Here is a 19516-nt window from a genome sequence, read left to right as displayed (position 1 = left end):
TTATTTGGTAAGCTGTCGCCTATAAAAGTTTGCACATTTTAAACTTTGAACAAAAGCGTCAAGCCATCTCATTAATCCATAGTGCAACTTATAGGCGTAACAGCTTATACCGTTTTCAGATGAAGATGCATAGAAAAAACTCCACCATCTGTGACATATCTCTTTACCCCCCTTAATCCCCCCTGACATCTATACTTTACCCCCCTTAATCCCCCCTTATAAAGGGGGGAAACAGGAAATTTCTTTTCCTCCCCTTTATAAGGGGAGGTTAGGAGGGGTAAAAATAATGTGCAACTTCATATTAAATTGGTATTATAAAGTTCCTGTTTACTTATTTGTATCTGCTAGCCGTGCTCCTCAAATTCCCGATACAGATCCACTTATTTACACCTGACCAAACTCTAAATTTCTTTCGGAACTATGCCGCCTCAATGGTAAGTCTTTTGCTATACTAGGAACAGTGAGTTAATGCAGACACTTATTCCTATCCTGCGTGCAAATTTTAGCGTTATCGAAACATACGTTTATGCTTCAAAAACTCCTCTAGACTGCGCTATTACTGCTTTTAATGGCTTACAAGATCGGACAGTAAGTAGGGATCGTGTTCAAGCTTGGCAGCTTCAAACAAACTTTGCCTTCTCACTACGAAGTTGAGGGGCGATCGTTTCTTCCTACATTCAGCCCAATCACTTTTGCTGCAATCTCTTTCTCAAGAAATACATTCAAAGCTTCCATTTAACCATTAGTGTCTGATAAGATGCAATTATTAAGAAGCTAACACGAATTTCAAAAATGTTTGCAACATATGAATCAGTCGTAGGGGTGAACAGCCATACTTTTTTCTTGTTGGAGACGGAATTTTTTTGTTAAGTATTTTTTGAAGAATTCGAGGTAATTCCTAAAATTACTAATCTCTCTAAATTAGAAAGCTTTATAAGTAAAAAAAAGGGAAAAATGAGCGATTTATCTAAACGCATTACTGCTCTTTCGCCAGAAAAACTTACACTTCTTGCAGGACAACTTAAGAAGAAGGGCGTAAATACTTTAAGAAAAGAAATAATCCCTCGAAGGAGCAAAACTAACTTCTGTTCCTTGTCCTTTGCTCAAGAACGGCTATGGTTTATCGACCAGCTAAACCCTGGTAACTGTGTTTACAATAATCTTGCTGCTATACGCCTTACAGGTTCGCTTAATTGCACTGCACTTTATCAAAGTCTCAACGAAATTTTAAGGCGTCATGAAATTTTGCGAACAACTTTTTCAATTATTAACGGGCAACTTGTACAGGTCATATCTCCGAATCAGCCGTTTTCACTGAAAGAAGTAGACCTTCGAGCTTTACCAAAAATCGAGCGTGAAGCTGAAGTCCTACGGCTGACTACTGCAGAGTCCCAACATCCCTTTGATTTGACAAAAGGTCCATTGCTGCAAGCGACACTGCTACAAGTTTTTGATATGGAGTATGTACTACTTCTAAATATGCATCATATCATCTCGGACGCTTGGTCTACAGCAGTGCTAATCCGGGAAATTGCAGTACTCTACGAAAACTTCTGTACTGGAAAGCCCTCACCATTATCTGAGCTTCCCATTCAATACGCAGACTTCGCTGTTTGGCAGCGGGAATGGTTACAGGGTGAGGTTCTGGAGAAACAACTCGCTTATTGGAAACAACAGCTAAATGGTGTTCCCCATGTGCTGGAATTGCCCATGGTTCAACCTCGACCTGCTATACAAAGCTTTAAGGGCGCACGCCAATCCTTAGTACTGCCTACTTCTTTATCTGAATCTCTCCGGGCACTGAGTCATCAGGAAGGGAGTACTTTGTTTATGACGTTATTAGCAGCCTTTCAGACTCTGCTGTACCGCTATACCAATCAGGAAAACATAATTGTAGGTACTCCCATTGCTAACAGGAATCAAGCCGAAACTGAGGGACTAATTGGTTTTTTTGTCAACACTTTGGTTCTATGCACTAATTTTTCAGGTAACCCATGTTTTCGAAAGTTACTTAGTCAAGTTCGCAAGGTGACCTTAGAAGCTTACGATCACCAGGATCTACCGTTTGAAAAATTGGTGGAGGCTTTAAAGCCAGAACGAGACCAGAGTCGAAACCCATTATTTCAAGTTATGTTTGCCCTTGACAACATTTCAATTCCTACTTTACAACCTACAGGTTTAACTCTGGATTTCTTAGAAGTTAATAACAAGACAGCAAAACGTGACTTAACTCTATTGGTAAGCGAGACAAAAGAAGAACTGACTGCGTTAGTTGAGTATAATACAGATATATTTGATAAGAATACTATTACTCAAATGCTAGGTCACTACCAGACCTTGCTAGAGGGTATTGTTGCTACTCCAGAACAAAAAGTTTCGGCATTGCCTCTACTGACTGAAGCTGAGCGTCATCAGCTACTGGTGGAGTGGAATAACACCCAAAGAAATTATCCCAACAATGTTCTTGTCCATCAGCTATTTGAAGCTCAAGCAGAACAGACTCCCGATGCTGTTGCAGTAGTTTTTGAAGACGAGCAACTGACTTACCAGGAGCTAAACTGTCGTGCCAATCAACTAGGACATTATTTACAGAAGGTAGGTGTAAAACCAGAAGTACTTGTCGGGATTTGCATAGAGCGATCGCTAGATATGTTAGTAGGGCTACTGGGTATCCTCAAAGCAGGTGGGGTTTACGTACCTTTAGACCCAACCTTCCCCAAAGATCGTCTGACATACATACTGCAAGATATTAATTGTTCATTACTAGTAACTCAAAAATATTTGCTAATGCAGCTTCCTGAGCATAAGGCTAGGGTGATTTGCTTAGATACAGATTGGAAAATCAGTGCCCAAGAAAGTAAAGATAATCTAACAACTCAATTGACAGCAGATAATTTAGCGTATATTGTCTACACTTCAGGTTCAACAGGGAAACCCAAGGGAGTAACAGTTGAACACAAACAGCTAATGAATTATGTGAATGGCATTCTAGATCGCGTGGAAATTACGCCTGGTGCAAACAACTTTGCTATGGTTCAGCCACTTACAGTAGATTCATGCCTATCTGTTGTTTTTCCTTCGTTGTGTACAAGTGGTTGTCTCCATGTGCTTTCCCAAAAGCTCATCTACGATTCTAGGGCAATAGGTGATTACTTCTATCTTCATCACATTGATTGCCTCAAGATCGCTCCTTCTCACCTTGCAGCTCTACAGATATCATCATCTAACCCAGAGAAAATTCTTCCAAATCATTGGTTACTTCTTGGAGGTGAAAGTTTATCTTGGGCTTGGGCGCAACGGTTTCAATTACTAGCTCCCAACTGCACGATCTTCAACCACTATGGTCCAACAGAAACCACTGTAGGAGTGTTAACTAATCGGCTAGAAAAAGACTTAGTTAATAAGCCTGCTTCAACAGTTCCAATAGGTCGTCCTATACCTAATACCCAAATCTACTTGTTAGACTCGCACTTACAACCTGTTCCTGTAGGAGTTCCCGCAGACCTTTACGTTAGTGGTGCAAGCTTAACTCGAGCTTATCTCAACAAGCCCGACTTGACTGCTGAAAAATTTATCCCCAACCCCTTTAGTGAAGAAGCAGGAACTCGCCTTTACAAAACTGGAGATTTAGCTTGTTACTTACCAGATGGAAACATTAAGTTCCTTGGCCGCTTGGATCATCAGGTTAAAATTCGCGGCTACCGTATTGAATTAGGAGAGATTGAGGCTGTAGTGCGCCAACACTTATCTGTTAAGGAAGTTGCAGTGCTAGTTCGTGAAGATGCGGCTGGAGACAAACGCCTGGTAGCTTACGTGGTGACTAAGCGTGAAATGTATACTGACAATAGTTTACGCAGTTTCTTAGAGCAAAAACTACCCAATTACATGATTCCATCAGCCTTTGTGAATCTAGAGTCACTCCCTGTAACTCCTCACGGTAAACTGGATTACAAAGCTTTGCAAAATTCCACTGATATTTGCTTAAAGTTAACGGGAGATTATGTTGCGCCGACTAGTGAAGTGGAGAGAACCATTGCTGCTATTTGGCAAGAAGTGCTTAATGTAGAAAAAGTCGGTATTCATGACAATTTCTTCGATCTCGGCGGTCACTCATTACTTGTGGTTGAAATTCATACAAAACTGCAAAATGTTTTTAACAAAGATATATCAATAATGGAACTATTTAAATATCCAAATATCAGTTCCTTATCAAAATATTTAAAACAAGAACAAGATGAGCAAAATTCTTTGCAGAAAAGCCATAGCAGAGCACAAAATCGAGCGAATTCTATAAATAAACAAAAGGATTTTAGACAAAATTCTCGAGTAACAAAAAGGCTTTAAAGTTTAAGGATATTAATATGAATAACGGGGATAGTTTAGCTCATAACAATACATCTATAGCCATTATTGGCTTCAATGGTCGTTTTCCAGGTGCTAAAAATATTAATCAGTTTTGGCAGAATCTGCAGGATGGGGTGGAAAGTATTTCTTTTTTTACATTACAAGAACTGGAAACCTTAGACATACCTCCTCACATAATGAACCAACCCAACTTTGTCAAAGCAAAAGGTGTGTTGGAAGATATTGACCTGTTTGATGCTTCATTCTTTGGCTTTAGTCCAAAAGAAGCCGAAATGATGGATCCACAACATCGACTTTTTTTAGAGTGTTCGTGGGAAGTTCTTGAAAGTGTTGGTTATAACTCGGAAACATACGAAGGAGCAATAGGTGTTTATGCTGGTACCAGCATGAACAGCTATGGGTTGTTAAACCTTTATTCAAACCGCGATTTTATTGAATCGGTAGGTACTTTCCAGGCTATGATTAGTAGTGATAAAGACTACTTAGCCACGCGAGTTTCTTACAAATTAAACTTAAAAGGACCCAGTTATACAGTTCAAACTGCTTGTTCTACATCCTTAGTTGCTGTTCACATCGCTTGTCAATCTTTGCTAATGGGCGAATGTGATATGGCTTTGGCTGGTGGTGTTTCAATCGGCATTCCACAAAAATCTGGTGAGTTATATCATGAGGGAGGAGTTGCTTCTCCTGATGGACATTGCAGAGCTTTTGATGAGAAGGCACAGGGGACTGTTGGTGGTAGCGGTGTAGGAATAGTTGTTCTAAAACGTTTGGAGGATGCTCTTTCTGATGGAGACTACATCCATGCAGTAATTAAGGGTTCAGCTATCAATAACGATGGTTCTTTAAAAGTTGGATATACAGCACCAAGTGTAGATGGTCAAGCACAGGTGATTGCAGAGGCTCTTGCAGTTGCCAAAGTTGAACCCGAAACAGTAACTTATATTGAAGCTCACGGCACTGGAACTACCTTAGGCGATCCCATTGAAATCGCTGCATTGACAAAAGCTTTTCGAGCCAGTACCCAAAAAAAAGGTTTCTGTGCGCTTGGTTCAGTTAAAAGCAATATCGGACATTTGAATGCAGCCGCTGGTGTTGCTGGTCTTATCAAAACAATACTTGCTCTCAAACATAAGTTGATACCGCCCAGCCTGCACTTCGAGCAGCCTAATTCTAAAATCGACTTTGCGAACAGTCCTTTCTACGTCAATAATAAGCTTTTTAAGTGGGAAAGCAATGGAAATCCTCTCCGGGCTGGGGTTAGTTCTTTTGGCATTGGCGGAACTAATGTACACGTTGTTCTTGAAGAACCTCCTACTGTTAAGGCTTTTGGAAGATCTAGACCCTACCATCTGCTGGTACTTTCAGCTAAAACACCCTCAGCTTTAGACAATGCTACTGCTAATTTAGCAGAGCATTTAAAGCAAAACCCTAATTTTAACCTCGCTGATGTGGCTTACACACTACAGGTGGGTCGGAGAGCCTTTAGCCATAGACAGATGCTTGTTTGTCAGAACCATAAAGATGCTGTGTCTGCGTTGGTGACTCTAGATCCCAAACAAGTCTTTACAGCTATTCAAGAACCCAAGGTTCAACCTATTGTGTTTATGTTCCCAGGACAAGGAACGCAGTATATAAATATGGCTTCGGAATTATACCAGGTTGAACCAACATTTTGTAAGCACGTAGCTCACTGTTCAGAATTTCTCAAACCCTACTTAGGGGTTGATTTACGCGATATACTCTATCCTAAGGAAGAAGAAGCCGAAGAGGCAAAACAGAAACTTAATCAAACTTTTATCACACAGCCAGCGCTCTTTACGATTGAGTATGCACTAGCTAAGTTATGGATTGAGTGGGGAGTTCATCCCCAAGCAATGATCGGTCACAGCATTGGTGAATATGTAGCAGCATGTTTATCTGGAGTTTTCTCCTTGGAAGACGCATTATTACTGGTATCTGCAAGAGGGCGACTGATGCAGGAATTACCAAATGGTGCCATGCTAGCTGTTTCACTTTTGGAGAATGAAGTATATTCTTACCTTGGTAAAGAATTATCCTTAGCTGCTGTTAATAGTCCATCCCTTTGTGTAATTTCTGGCTCTATAGATGCTGTTAATCAGTTATCACATCTACTTACTGAAAAAGGTGTGGCTTGTTATCGTCTACATACCTCCCATGCTTTTCACTCAGAGATGGTTGAAGCAATATTGTTACCGTTTTTAGAGCAATTTAAAAAAATTACTCTAAAAGCTCCCAAAATCCCTTATGTATCTAACGTTACAGGGACATGGATTACCGCAACTGAGGCAACGGACGCAAGCTACTGGGGAAGACATCTACGGCAAACGGTACGTTTTGCTGAAGGAGTTGCAACTTTATTACAACAGCCAGGGCAAATTCTTTTAGAAGTTGGTTCTGGACGAACATTAAGTACTTTAATCGGACAGCAACCACAGGTAGATGAACAACAGCTCGTGCTTTCTTCGTTACGTCATCCCAAAGAGCAAGGCTCCGATATTGCCTTTTTACTCAACACAATGGGCAAACTTTGGCTTGCTGGGGTAGAGATAGATTGGTTTAATTTTTCTGCGGGTGAACGTCGTCAACGCATTCCCTTGCCAACTTATCCCTTTGAAAAACAAAGATACTGGATTGAAGCACAATCAAAACCCGTCCCTATCACTCAGACTCAAAAAACTTCATACAAATTAGAACCGAATATTGCAGACTGGTTTTATGCCCCAGTCTGGAAGCAGTCTGTACCACTTCAGCCTGTTGAAAATGACAAACTCAAAGAAAAAAAGTCTCGCTGGTTAATATTTATTGATGAATATGGGCTGGGAGATGCGATCGCCAAACGTTTGGAACAAGAGGGTCAAGATATCATTATCGTTAAGGTGGGAGAACAGTTTGCCAAGCTTAGCGATCGCGCATATTCCATTAATCCTCAACAAAGGGATGACTATGACGCCTTGCTCAAACACTTGGATGTACTAAACTATACCCCACAAAAGATTGTTCATTTATGGGGCATCACATCACACAATCAGACACTCTTAGCAATAGACTCTTGGGAAGCAAGTCAGGCTCTTGGCTTTTATAGCCTACTTTTTCTCACTCAAGCAATTGGAGATATTACTGATGCACTGCAAGCTTTCGTCATCACAAATAATCTGTACAATATCATTGGCGATGAACAACTATACCCAGAAAAAGCAACTGTCATCGGAGCTTCTAAAGTGATCGAACAAGAATATCTAAACATCACCTGCCGCAGCATTGATGTCATTTTTCCCCAACTTCCAAAGCAACAAGAAAAACTTGTAGGGCAAATTGTAGCGGAATTTACAGCACAATCAACTGATTTAGCAGTCGCTTATCGCGGGAATCATCGCTGGGTAAAGAAGTTTGAAGCAGTTCACCTAGAAACAGCCGACACTAAGAAAACACGGTTACGGCAAGGAGGAGTCTACTTAATTACTGGTGGACTGGGAGGAATTGGTCTGTCACTGGCAGAGTATCTAGCGCAGACAGTACAAGCAAAACTTGTTTTGACTGGACGTTCCTGTTTGCCAGAGAAAGATAAGTGGGAACAATGGCTGCTGACTCACGAACACCGCGACACTATCAGCCAGAAAATTGAAAAAATTCAGGTATTAGAGCAGTTAGGCGCAGAGGTTTTAGTTAGCAATGCTGATGTCACAAAAGCGGAACAGATGCAAGCCTTGAAAACTCAGATATATGAGCGCTTTGGTGAAATTCATGGTATAATTCATGCCGCAGGGATTGCGGGTGGAGGTATTATTCAACTAAAAACGTCACTCGCAGCAAGCAGCGTTCTGGCTCCTAAGGTAAAAGGGACATTAGTGCTCGATACTATTTTCCAGAATGAAAAATTAGATTTTTTGGTACTTTGTTCATCTTTAAATTCTATCCTAGGTGGACTTGGACAAGTAGATTATTGTGCAGCGAACGCTTTTTTGGATGAATTTGCTCATAGCAATTACTGCAAACAAAAACCTTTAACCATATCTATCAATTGGTGCGGCTGGCAAGATGTGGGAATGCTAGTGAACACAGCGGTGCCAGAAGAACTTAAACGGCGGCGTCAAGAAGATATTGATGAAGCAATGACACCTAAAGAAGGTGTTAATGCTTTTAGCCGCATTCTGCAAAGTGGACTGCCTCAAATTGTTGTTTCAAAGCGAGATTTGGAAACAACAATTCAGCAAAGCTATTCCAAATTTGATTTTGAAAAAGAATTAGTAAATATACAAAAAGAATTAGAACTAGTAAATGTTCCTACACAGATCCACTCCCGCCCTCAGCTAGGGAATAATTATGTTGCTCCTCGCACTTCTGTTGAACAAACTATAGCTAATATCTGGCAACAACTTTTGGGAATAGAACAAGTAGGCATCTATGATAATTTCTTTGAATTAGGAGGACATTCGCTGTTAGCAACTCAGGTTATTTCTAGAGTACGCGAAGCATTCCAAATAGATCTATCTATAAGGAAGTTATTGGAGGATTCTACGTAGTATGTTAGCTGGAGACAATTGTAAAAATGAAAGTCAGCAGGAGAGATAATGAAGAATGCAATTATTAAATGCTAGAAATTTTCAGAAGATGAAGTAGACATAGACAATGAAGAGAATAATGAAGGGTGATAATATTAACTAACATTTTTGAGAATTTTTGAATCATTTGAAGCAAGCAACAATGATAATAATTTGGTTTTATCAGGCTCTGTTTCCAAGTTAATTTAGATTTTTTTAACGGCATTTAGAGCACAAGTCATTTTGTAAATCTCTAAATTCTTAAAGTACTGAAATTTATTATCCAATAGCATAAAGAAAGGATAATTTAGCCTTTACTTTTTCCTGGAAATGCCATTTAGTTTTTTAATAGTACAAAAATATGAATAACTACCTTTCTAACATGACTAGTAAAGTTTCCACTTTGGTGGAGCTACTCCACCAAAGAGCACTGTACCAACCAAATTTTCAGGCATATACCTTTTTACTAGATGGAGAAACAAAGGAAGTCCATCTAACTTATAGAGAGTTAGACTCTCAAGCTCGGGCAATTGCTACTCGGCTTCAAAACGTAGCGGCATTTGGAGAGCGTGCATTGCTGCTGTATCCACCAGGATTTGATTATATTGCCGCATTTTTTGGATGCCTGTACGCTGGGGTGATTGCTGTTCCTGCTTATCCACCTCGAGTTAACCACCATTTGCTTCGCCTTGAAGCTATTGTGGCTGATGCCCAAGCAACAGTAGCTCTTACAGACACACTTACCCTATCTAAAATAGAGCATCAACTTGCCAATACTCCATCTCTAAAAACTTTACAATGGATAACTACCGACAACATTACTGACAAATTCATAGAAAAATGGCAATATCCGGAGATTAATGCAGAAACACCGGCTTTTTTGCAGTATACATCGGGTTCTACAGGAACACCCAGAGGCGTGATAGTGAGCCATGCCAATCTCCTACATAACGAACAGATGATTAAAATGGGATTCCAGCATACAGAGGAAGCTGTCGTTGTAGGTTGGTTACCTCTTTATCATGATATGGGTTTGATTGGGAATGTGCTTCACCCCGTATACATGGGCTGTTCTTGCATTCTCATGTCACCAATAGCTTTTATACAAAAACCCCTCCGTTGGCTCCAAGCAATTTCTCGCTACAAAGCCACTACCAGTGGAGGTCCTAACTTTGCTTACGATTTATGCGTTCAAAAAATTAATTCTGAACAAAAGGCAGCCCTCGATCTAAGCAGCTGGCAAGTTGCTTTTAATGGAGCTGAACCTATCCGTGCTGAAACACTTGAGCGGTTTGCAGCTGCCTTTGAACCCTATGGTTTTTGCCGAAATGCCTTCTATCCCTGCTATGGAATGGCGGAAACAACTCTCATTGTTTCTGGTGGTCTGAAAACGGCTCCACCCGTATTACAAACTGTTGATGGAAAAGCATTGCAGCAAAACCGTGTAGTTCCTGCTAGCCATGAAAATGCTAACATTCAGAAGCTAGTTGGGTGCGGTAACCCTCTGCTGGATTTAAGGATTGTCATTGCTCATCCTGAGACTTTAACCGTTTGTGAACCCGATGAAGTGGGAGAAATTTGGGTTTCAAGTCCTAGTGTAGCCCAGGGGTACTGGAAGAAACTTGAAGAGAGCAAGCAAACTTTCCAAGCTTACTTAGCCAACACTGGCGAGGGACCGTTTCTGCGTACAGGAGATTTGGGATTTTTAAAGGATGGTGAACTTTTCGTTACTGGTCGCCTCAAGGATTTAATCATTATTCGCGGTCGCAATCATTATCCACAAGATATTGAAGCGACTGTAGAACAGAGTTATCCAGCCTTGCGACCCTCTTCTAGTGCAGCATTTACAGTTGAGGTCAATGGCGAGGAGCGGTTAGTAGTCGCTCAAGAAGTAGAACGTCAATATCTCAAAACTTTAGACGTAGATCGGGTCGCCGGAGCTATTCGTCAAGCAGTAGTGGAAGTTCATGATTTGCAAGTTTATGCCGTGTTAGTGCTAAAAACTGGAAGTATACCAAAGACTTCCAGCGGCAAAATTCAACGCCATGCCTGCAGATCTGGTTTTCTAAATGGAAGCCTCAATGTTGTAGGAAGCAGCATTCAAGAAAATTTTGATTTTGTGTTGGGCAAAGAAGATTTTACCTACGAAGCTCTTCTTGCCACAGAACCAGACAATCGCCTGCAACTGTTAGAATTTTATCTTCAAAAGTTAGTGGCACAGGTACTTAAAGTAAATACGTCTCAGTTAAATTCACAACAACCCTTAAGTACCTTGGGGCTCGATTCTTTAATGGTCATCGAACTAAAGAATAGTATCGAAACCAACCTGGGCGTTGTTTTGCCTATAGAAAACCTCCTCCAAGGTTTTTGCATTACGCAACTTGCAGATAAACTACTTGCTCAATTAACAACACCTCGCGATCGCAAGGAGATTGCTCTTGTCCCGGTTTCAGACGCTGAAGTAGAGCATCCTCTGTCCTACGGTCAACGGGCCTTGTGGTTCCTGCACCAACTAGCACCAGAAAGTCCTGCTTATAATATCACACGTGCAGTACGCCTAAAGGGAGAACCAGATATTCCTGCCTTAAAGCGTGCTTTTCAAGCACTGGTAGAACGCCATCCTTCCTTACGAACGACATTTACTGCTCATTGTGGAGAACCTGTTCAGCAAATCCACGAACACGGGGAGATTTACTTTCAGGAAGAGGATGCTTCTGACTGGAGTGACACATACCTAAATAGCCGCTTGATTGAGAAGGCACACTGTCCCTTTAATCTGGAGCAAGGTCCCCTCATGCAGGTAAGCTTGTTTGCTCGCTCACCACAGGGGGACATTTTACTATTAACTGTACACCATATTGTAACTGACTTTTGGTCGTTGGTAGTATTAGTGCATGAGTTAGGAGTGTTATACCAGGCTGAGAAAGACAATATGCCAGCAACCCTTACTTCCTTAGATCTGCATTACGTTGACTATGTTCGGTGGCAGACAGAAATGCTGGCTAGTCCAGAAAATGAGCGGCTTTGGGCATACTGGCATAAACAGCTCGCAGGTAATTTACCAGTCCTAAATCTGCCTACTGACCGACCTCGATCGCCAATTCAAACTTATCGAGGGGCCTCACAAGCTTTCCAGTTAACTCCAGAGTTAACTCAAAGATTGAAAACCCTAAGTAACGCCCATCAGGCTACACTCTATATGACCTTACTGGCAGCCTTTCAGGTGCTGCTCTATCGCTACACAGGTCAAGAGGATATTTTGGTAGGTTCTCCGACAACAGGTAGAAGTCGAGCTGATTTAGCAGGGCTTGTGGGATACTTCGTCAATCCAGTAGTTATGCGAGCAGATCTTTCAGAAAATCCAACGTTTGAGGTGTTTCTCGAGCAAGTGCGTTCCACTGTACTTGATGCCCTCAAGCACCAGGATTATCCCTTTGCACTGTTAGTCGAACGCCTTGTACCAGTGCGGGATAGTAGTTATTCGCCGCTATTCCAAGTCCTGTTTGTCTTGCAAAAAGCACACCTACTGAATGAGGAGGGTTTGGCAGCCTTTGCCTTAGGGGAAACAGGGGCAAGAATAAAATTAGGGGAACTAGAGCTAGAAAGCTTTACAGTAGAAAAGCAAATAGCTCAGTTCGATCTCAGTCTGAACATGGCTGAAGTAAACGGAACGCTATTTGGTTCTTGGCAATATAATACAGACCTGTTCGATGCTGCCACCATTACCCGGTTAGCAAGTCATTTTCAAACCTTACTAGAAAATATCTTGGCTAACCCACAACAGCGGCTTGCAGATTTACCACTGCTAAGTGAGCCGGAATGTCAGCAATTACTGGTGGAATGGAATTACACCAAAGTGGATTCCCGCATATGCATCCATCAGTTATTTGAGGCGCAGGTAAAATCAACCCCTGATGCTGTTGCAGTCGTATTTGCAGACCAACAACTGACGTACTCCCAGTTAAACTGCCGTGCCAATAGTCTCGCACATCACCTGCGTACCCTAGGTGTGGGACCAGATGTGCTAGTGGGTATTTGTACAGAGCGATCCTTGGAAATGATAGTAGGGGTTTTAGGCATTCTCAAGGCGGGTGGGGCATATGTGCCCATAGACCCACTGTACCCCCAAGAGCGGATTGCTTTTATATTAGAAGATACTCAAGTTCCGGTACTGCTAACACAAGCGTATTTGTTAGAAATATTGCCCAAGCACCAAACCCAGATAATTTGTCTGGATACAGACTGGGGGGATATTGCACTCCAGAGCGAGGAGAATCCAATTATTAAAATAACTTCTAAAAACTTGGCTTACGTGATTTACACTTCGGGTTCAACAGGTAAGCCTAAGGGTGTGATGAACACTCTCCAAGGGCTCTGCAATCGCTTGCAATGGATGCAAAATAAGTACCAATTAACCACCATAGACCGTATTCTACAAAAAACCCCCTTCAGCTTTGATGTATCGGTCTGGGAGTTTTTCTGGCCCTTATTGACTGGGGCATGCTTAGTTTTTGCTCGACCAGATGGTCATAAAGACACTGCTTATTTAGCTAAGCTAATTATTAAAGAGCGCATCACCACACTTCATTTTGTTCCCTCTATGCTACAAGCGTTCTTAGAGGAGCCAACCCTTGAAAAAAGCCCTTATTTAAGGCGTGTCATTTGTAGCGGTGAAGCATTGCCGTCTAAACTTCAAGAACGTTTTTTTGCGTGTTTAAATATAGAATTGCACAACCTTTACGGGCCGACTGAAGCCTCTATAGATGTAACTTTTTGGGAGTGCAAGCAAAAGAAGGATCTAGACATAGTTCCTATTGGTCGTCCTATTGATAACACCCAAATTTACATCCTCGACCAGCATCTCCAACCAATGCCAATTGGAGTTAGGGGTGAATTACACATCGGTGGTGTTGGTCTTGCTAGGGGCTATGTTAACCAACCCGGTATAACCGCTGAAAAATTCATTCCCAATCCGTTTAGCGATGAGCCTGGAACACGCTTATACAAAACCGGGGACTTAGCACGCTATCTACCTAATGGAGATATCGAGTACCTTGGGCGTATTGACCACCAAGTAAAGATTCGCGGCTTCCGCATTGAGCTAGGAGAAATTGAAACTTTACTGATGCAGCATGAGGCAATTCAGGAGAGCGTGGTTCTGGCGCGGGAGGACATACCAGGTGACAAGCGCTTGGTTGCTTATGTCGTTCCGAATCAGGAATATCAGGGTTCAAATCAGCAGATGCCTGAGTTGGAATCGAATAGCGAACTTATCTCGCAATGGCAAAACGTTTTTAATGATATTTATCATGATACTGCCTCGCGTTGCGATCCTGAATTTAATATCAGTGGCTGGAACAGCAGTTACACAGGTCTACCAATACCAGAAAAGGAGATGTGCAGCTTCTTAAAGAAAAGGTTACCTGATTATATGGTACCCTCAGCTTTTGTGCTGCTCCCAGCTCTACCGCTAACTTCAAATGGCAAAGTCGATCGACAAGCCCTATTAGCACTAGGCAAAACAAGCCCCGATCTAGACAAAGCGTTCGTGGCTCCCGAAACTCCCACAGAGGAAATTTTAGCTGCTATCTGGACTGAAGTTCTGGGCTTAGAACGAGTAGGCATTTATGATAACTTCTTTGAATTGGGGGGTCACTCTCTGTTAGCCACCCAGTTAATGTCACGAGTGTACAATGTGTTTGGGGTAGATTTACCTTTGCATAGCCTGTTTGAAGCACCAACTATAGCTGCCTTCGCCCAGAGTGTAAAAATCTTTTTAGAGGAACAGCAAGATCTAGTTGCTCCCCCTATACTACCCATTGTGCATGAGGCAAACTTACCCTTGTCATTTGCTCAACAGCGGCTGTGGTTTATCGATCAGTTGCAGCCTAACACACCCGTTTATAATATTCCTTACGGTGTACGGTTGATAGGTCATTTAAATATAATAACGCTCCAACAAGCTGTCCAAGAAATTGTACGGCGTCACGAAGCCTTACGCACCACCTTTACATATGCAAATGGTAACCCTGTCCAAGTCATAAGCCCAACCGAAACTATAACGCTATTAATAGTGAATCTTCAAAAGCTTCCTGCTCAAATTAAAGAAGCTGAGGTCAGCCAATTGGTCAGTGCAGAAGCTCAGAAACCTTTTGATTTAGCTCACGGTCCGTTGTTACGGATAACTATATTGCAACTGAGTGAGACAGAATACGTCCTGCTTGTAACCATACACCACATTGTCTCTGATATGTGGTCCTTGCACGTGTTCGTCAGTGAACTATTCAAGCTTTATGAAGCCTTTTCCCTAGGCAAACCATCACCATTACCTGAACTTCCAGTACAATATATAGACTTTACAGTTTGGCAGCGCAAATGGTTACAGGAAGAAGTGCTAAAAACAAAGCTGTCTTACTGGAAGCAACAACTTGATGGAGCTCCACCCTTACTAGCGTTACCTATAGCTCGTTCTAGACGGGGAATTCAAAACTTCCAAGGTGCTATCAAATCGTTTACACTGCCTGCAACTTTATCAGAGGCACTAAAAGCTTTCAGCCTCCAAGAGCAAGCAACTCTATTCATGACGCTACTAGCAGCTTTTCAAGTACTGCTACACCGTTATACAGGTTATAAGGACATTATTGTGAGTTCCGGTGTTGCTAACCGCTCTCGAGGTGAGACTGAAGCTTTGATTGGATGTTTTATTAACATCTTAATTATGCGGACTGATATGTCAGGGAATCCCCGTTTCCGAGAGTTGTTGAAGCGGGTGCGTAAGATGGTGCTGGAAGCTTACGCCCATCAAGATTTACCCTTTGAGTTATTAGTAGAAGCTTTACAGCCGGAGCGGGATTTAAGCTATAACCCACTGACTCAAGTTATGTTCGTCCTCCAGAATGCTCCGATAGAAACCTTGAGGTTACCGGGATTGAGTTCGAGTTTACTGTTAATTGATAGAAAGGCAGCGCAATTTGATTTAATCTTGCAAATGTGGGAGGATGTGACCGGGCTGCAAGGTTTTGTGGAGTATAACACAGAATTGTTCTACCCAAGCACGATCGACCACATGATCGGCCATTTTCAAACCTTGCTGGAAGGAATTGTGAGCCCTCAGGAACAGCCAATTTCATATCTGCCACTTTTGACAGATGTTGAGCAGCAGTTGTTGCTGACAGAATATAATGCCACTCAGACTGACTATCAGTATCATCAATGCCTTCATCATTTGTTTGAAGCACGGGTTGCACAGACACCTGATGCCATAGCAGTTTACTTTGAGGGCGAACAACTAACCTATCAAGAAGTCAATCGGCGAGCTAATCAATTGGCACACTACTTACGTTCTTTAGGCGTGAAACCTGAGGTGCTAGTTGGCATTTGCATAGAGCGCTCACTAGAACTGGTCGTCGGGTTGCTAGGTATTCTTAAAGCTGGAGGAGCTTACGTACCGATGGACCCAATGTACCCAACAGAACGTTTGGCATTTATGGTTGAGGATGCTAAGGTGTCTGTGCTGCTGACCCAAGAGCAACTTATTAAGGGGCTACCTATGTATGAGTCAAGGGTAGTATGTCTCGATAAGAATTGGGATATCATTGCTAGAGAGTGTGCAGAGAATCTCTCTAGTGGAGTGACAGGTGACAACCTAGCTTACGCGATCTACACGTCAGGGTCAACCGGAAGACCCAAGGGCGTTGCAGTTAAGCATTGCGGGGTAGTTAACAACATTCTTGACCTTAATCGACGTTTTGCTGTGGGGTCTGAGGATCGACTTCTAGCGATCTCCTCGCTCAGCTTTGATATGTGTGTCTACGAAGTTTTGGGCACCCTTGAGTCTGGAGGCGCAATTGTTATGCCTAGAGCATCGTTAGTACGGGACCCCGCACACTGGGCTCAGCTTATTGTCCAACATTGGGTTACCGTGTGGAACTCAGCGCCGTCCTTGCTCAAGATGTTAATTGAGTACGTTACTGACCAACCGGAGATTTGTCCTCACTCCCTCCGTTTAGCACTTCTTGGTGGAGATTGGATTCCACTCAATTTACCAGACCAGCTTAAAGAACTTGTAGAAGGTGTTCAGGTCATCAGCCTTGGAGGGGCAACCGAAGCCTCTATCCATTCCATCATTTATCCAGTTGAAACTAGAAATTCAGCTTGGAGAAGCATCCCGTATGGTCAACCAATGGCAAATCAAATTGCCTATGTACTGGATGTTCATTTGCAACCTTTACCTGTTGGCGTCCCTGGTGAGTTATACCTTGGTGGCGTGGGTCTTGCCCGATGTTATTGGAATCGACCTGAGCTAACTGCCGAAAAATTTATTGCCAATCCATTTAGCCACGAACCTGGTGCTCGTCTCTACAAGACTGGAGATTTAGCACGCTACCAACCCGATGGAAACATTGAACTTCTTGGGCGAATTGACGATCAAGTGAAACTACGTGGTTTCCGCATTGAGTTAGCAGAGATTATAGAAGCCCTGAAACAACACCCAGCTATCCGAGAGGCAGTTGTTGTAGCTAAGGGAGAGGAGTTAGACGACAAACGTTTAGTAGCATACATTGTCTCTTCGCAGGAGCCGTTACCTACCATCAGTGAATTACGGAGCTTCTTAAAGAAAACGCTACCTGAGTACATGGTGCCTACCGTATTTGTGACGCTGGACGCCTTACCACTGTCACCTAATGGCAAGGTAGATCGTCGAGCACTACCTACACCTGATTCTTTCAAACTAGATTCAGCAGAAACTTTTGTAGCACCACGTACTCCTGTTGAAGAAGTACTGGCAGGAATCTGGATTGATGTCCTCGGACTTGAGCAAGTTGGTATTTATGATAACTTCTTTGAAATAGGGGGACACTCTTTGCTAGCTACCCAAGTAGTTTCTCGAGTACGTGATACCTTCTTAGTAGACCTTTCCCTCAGTAGTCTTTTTGAGTCACCAACCATAGCTGAATTTGCTGAGCAGTTAAAAACAGCGTGTCAGGTAGCGCAATTAGATATCGATAAAATTGCCCAAGTGTTGATACAGCTACACCATCTTTCAGACGAGCAAGTGAAATTAATGTTTGCAAGCGAAAACAACGAGTAGTTAAAAACTGGAAAATAAAGGTAATGAGCGAAATTATACTTGAACAATTTATGCGTAGAGGAATCGAACTCCTCTACAAAGATGATCCCGGTATTTACGAGTTGCTCGAGCAAGAGTATTACCGCCAAACAGACACGCTGACTATGGTTGCAGCATCCAGTATTGCTGACCCATCTGTCTTGGTTTGCGAGGGTATGGTAACGGGCAATGTGACTACCGAAGGATACCCAGGCGCAAGGTTTCACGCTGGCTGTGAGTTTGCTGATGAGATTGAGCGATTGGCAATCAAGCGTGCTAAAGAAGCATTTAATGCACAGTATGCCAATGTTCAGCCCCATTCTGGAACTTCTGCCAACGAAATTGTAATTTTTAGTCTACTCAAGCCAGGGGATAACATTCTGGGATTAAAACTTAGTTCTGGTGGGCACCTTACTCATGGAGCCAAAGTGTCTGTAGTAGGTAAATATTTTAACGCTATTGGATACGGTCTTAATCAAGAAGGTTTTATTGATTACGATCAAGTGCATAAATTGGCTCAAGAGTTTAGACCAAAATTAATTATAAGTGGCGCTAGCTCTTACCCAAGAACCATTGATTTTAAACGCTTCCGTGAAATTGCTGATGAGGTAGGAGCTTTTTTACTTGCTGATATATCACATATTGCAGGGCTTGTAGTTGCTGGTGAGCATCCCAGCCCAATTGACTTTGCACACTTTGTCACAACAAGTACGTACAAACAGCTATACGGACCACGCGGCGGTCTGATTCTTATAGGAAAAGACTATGATAGTTTGGTTCCAAATGGCAAGAGTACACTGTCTGAAATGATTCAGAAAGCAGCTTTTCCGTTTTTTCAAGGTACACCAAATCTCAGTGCGATCGCTGCAAAAGCTAGAGCTTTATCGATAGTGACAACTCCTGAATTCCAGAAATTAGCTAAACGGATTGTTACCAATGCACAAGTCCTAGCTGACTGCTTTATTGAGAGAGGGTACAAAGTTCTTACAGGTGGAACTGATAATCACATTGTTCTCATTGATATTCTTGCAAACGGTATTACAGGTGTAATTGCAGAACGTGCATTAGAAGAATGCAACATCATTGTGAATAAAAACGTGATTCCAGGAGACAAGAAAAACGCAACTGTCACTAGCGGGTTGCGTTTAGGTACCAATAGTTTGGCATTGAGACAAATGACTTCAAATGAAATGCCAATTTGTGTAGATCTTATGGACAAAGTTCTTTCATCAGTAAATGTTTATGGAGAATACAATTACGATTTGAAAAAAGTTATAAAAGAAATTGTTCAAGATAATGTAAAAAAACTTTGCAGACAATTTCCAATACCATGCTATAGCATTCCTAAATCATTGGTAAGATAAAGAAACTCGGTATCTCCCAGATACCAAGTTTTTGTAGCTGGGTATTTTTTCACAAATAATCCAGATTGTTATATTAAGAAGTTCAATCGAAGAAATATCTTGCTCAGCTTATTGTA

4 protein-coding genes are annotated in these 19516 nt (G+C 42.1%); all 4 read left to right on the top strand.

All coding sequences use genetic code 11. The features are described 5' to 3' along the window. The first annotated feature begins 954 nt into the window (after positions 1–954). The 4 genes from F7734_RS06670 (at position 955) to glyA (ending at position 19400) form a co-directional block, all read left to right on the top strand. Positions 955–4344: a non-ribosomal peptide synthetase gene (locus F7734_RS06670; protein ID WP_155743935.1), complete on the top strand. Its 3390-nt coding sequence runs from the start codon at positions 955–957 to the stop codon at positions 4342–4344. A 17-nt stretch (positions 4345–4361) separates the two neighbouring features. Next, entirely contained in the window at positions 4362–8909 is a 4548-nt protein-coding gene (locus F7734_RS06665) for a type I polyketide synthase (protein WP_155743934.1), read from the top strand. 379 nt (positions 8910–9288) lie between these two features. Continuing rightward, on the top strand, positions 9289–18018 hold the full coding sequence (locus tag F7734_RS06660) for a non-ribosomal peptide synthetase (RefSeq protein ID WP_155743933.1): 8730 nt from the start codon (positions 9289–9291) through the stop codon (positions 18016–18018). 23 nt (positions 18019–18041) lie between these two features. Next, the gene (glyA, locus tag F7734_RS06655) at positions 18042–19400 is read left to right on the top strand and encodes a serine hydroxymethyltransferase (RefSeq protein WP_155743932.1); all 1359 of its coding nucleotides are present in this window, start codon (positions 18042–18044) and stop codon (positions 19398–19400) included. Positions 19401–19516: the final 116 nt, after the last annotated feature.

It is taken from the genome of Scytonema sp. UIC 10036, from assembly GCF_009725235.1.
Note: the sequence above shows the minus strand (reverse complement) of the source record. Positions and strands in the feature narration are given on the sequence as shown.

Coding starts and splice junctions, on each gene's coding strand:
- F7734_RS06670 (WP_155743935.1), top strand. CDS start 955: ATGAGCGATTTATCTAAACGCATTACTGCTCTTTCGCCAGAAAAACTT.
- F7734_RS06665 (WP_155743934.1), top strand. CDS start 4,362: ATGAATAACGGGGATAGTTTAGCTCATAACAATACATCTATAGCCATT.
- F7734_RS06660 (WP_155743933.1), top strand. CDS start 9,289: ATGAATAACTACCTTTCTAACATGACTAGTAAAGTTTCCACTTTGGTG.
- glyA (WP_155743932.1), top strand. CDS start 18,042: ATGAGCGAAATTATACTTGAACAATTTATGCGTAGAGGAATCGAACTC.